This is a genomic window from Streptomyces sp. NPDC001732 (genome assembly GCF_053596315.1).
Genome location: NZ_JBSFFY010000200.1, coordinates 1 through 1,443 on the forward strand (window position 1 = coordinate 1; position 1,443 = coordinate 1,443).

General features: G+C 67.0%; 1 protein-coding gene. It reads left to right on the forward strand.

What is annotated here, in order from left to right:
- Positions 1–219: 219 nt before the first annotated feature.
- On the forward strand, positions 220–1,416 hold the full coding sequence (locus ACWCXX_RS41360) for an IS110 family transposase (protein WP_451136481.1): 1,197 nt from the start codon (positions 220–222) through the stop codon (positions 1,414–1,416).
- Positions 1,417–1,443: the final 27 nt, after the last annotated feature.

Genomic DNA, 1,443 nt, shown 5'->3' on the forward strand with positions numbered 1-1,443 from the left:
TTCTTGAACGGGTTGATCCTCCCGTTCGTAGGGTGAGGACACCCAGGGGAGCTGGGTGTGGCTGACAAGTGGCTGCCGTTCGTGGCTTCAGGTGCTTGGCCGCCTGGCTCCCCACGACGACTCGGCCGCCGATTGGGAAGTGCGAACAAGTCGCTGTGTAGAGCAATGCCGGCGAGGTCGTCCGTGGTACGCAAGGCAAGTACGACCGAATGGAGCGCGATGAGCCGGATATGGGCGGGGACCGACTGCGGCAAGACCCACCACCACTGCCTGGTCCTGGACAGCGAGGGCGACACGCTGCTGTCGCGTCGGGTGGCCAACGACGAGCCGGAGCTGCTGAAGCTGATCGGTGACGTCCTGGACCTCGCCGATGGCGGCAAGACGACCTGGGCGCTGGACATGACCGGCGGCGAGCCCGGCCTGCTGATCGCCCTGCTGGTCAACCATGGCCAGGAGCTCGTCTACATCCCCGGTATCGCGGTCAACCGGGCCACCGACAGCTACCGAGGCCAGGGCAAAACGGACGCCCGTGACGCCCGCGTGATCGCCGACCAGGCACGGATGCGCCGCGACCTCCAGCCGATCCGCCCCAGCGACGAAGCCACACTCGAGCTGCGGCTGCTGACCGACCACCGCGTCGATCTGGTCGCCGACCGCACCCGCACCACCAACCGGCTGGGGGCCCTGCTGAACAGCATGTTCCCGGCCCTGGAACGGGCCCTCGACCTCGGTAACATCGGCCCGATGGTGCTGCTGACCGGTTACCAGACACCGGTAGCGATCCGCCGCGTGGGCAGCCGGCGGCTGACCGCTTGGCTGCGCAACCGCAAGGTCTGCAACGCTGCTTCCCTCGCCGAGAAGGTGGTTGAAGCCGCCGAGCGCCAGCACACCGCCGTCGTGGGTGAGAAGGCCATCGCGACGATGGTGCACACCCTCGCCAAAAAGGTGATGACCCTCAACGAGAAGATCACCGAGACCGACAAACTCATCGAGGGCCGGTTTCGCGAACACGAACTGGCCGACGTGATCCAGTCCATGCCCGGCATCGGCACGATCCTCGGTGCCGAGTTCCTCGTTGCCGTCGGCGGCAGCCTGGACGCCTTCCCCACGGCCGACCGGCTCGCGGCCTTCGCCGGAACGGCCCCCGCCCCACGCGACTCCGGCCAGGTCAGCGGTAACGACCACCGACCGACGAGATACCACCGTCGTCTGCAGCGCGTCTTCTACATCTCCGCGCTGGTCAGCGTCCAACGAGACCCCAACTCACGGAAGTTTTACGACCGCAAGCGCGCCGAGGGGAAACGCCACGTCCAGGCCGTCCTCGCGCTCGCACGCCGTCGCGTCAACGTCCTGTGGGCCCTGATTCGTGACCGACGGTGCTACCAGGTCACACCCCCAGTGACAGCGGCGGCTTGACATCAGCATTGGGAAGCACCTGGACGA

Coding starts and splice junctions, on each gene's coding strand:
- ACWCXX_RS41360 (WP_451136481.1), top strand. CDS start 220: ATGAGCCGGATATGGGCGGGGACCGACTGCGGCAAGACCCACCACCAC.